Source organism: Enterobacter sp. PTB (assembly GCF_051130085.1).
Classification (GTDB): domain Bacteria; phylum Pseudomonadota; class Gammaproteobacteria; order Enterobacterales; family Enterobacteriaceae; genus Enterobacter; species Enterobacter ludwigii.
Genome location: NZ_JBDKEE010000186.1, coordinates 1 through 249 on the forward strand (window position 1 = coordinate 1; position 249 = coordinate 249).

Genomic DNA, 249 nt, shown 5'->3' on the forward strand with positions numbered 1-249 from the left:
TATTTGTCTTTATTTAAAACAGATAAATCAACTTGAATATAGTCGGCTATCTTAGCTGCTTGTTCTTTATTTAAATATCCTATTTCTAGAACATCAAAACATCTACCTGGTCTGACGAGAGCTTTATCAACATCTCTAATATTAGGTAAATTAGTTGTAAATATAAGTTTCTTTTTGTTGTTAGGAAGAATACCATCTGCTGTATTTAGAAATTTACTAATAAGTTTATTACCGTCGTTTCTACTACTT

The 249-nt window shown here is 28.1% G+C and carries 1 protein-coding gene; it reads right to left on the reverse strand.

Annotated elements, in window-relative coordinates; all coding sequences use genetic code 11:
• Positions 1-249, reverse strand: a 249-nt coding sequence (locus AAIR21_RS28185) for a hypothetical protein (RefSeq protein WP_434682884.1), incomplete at both ends; no start/stop codon positions are given.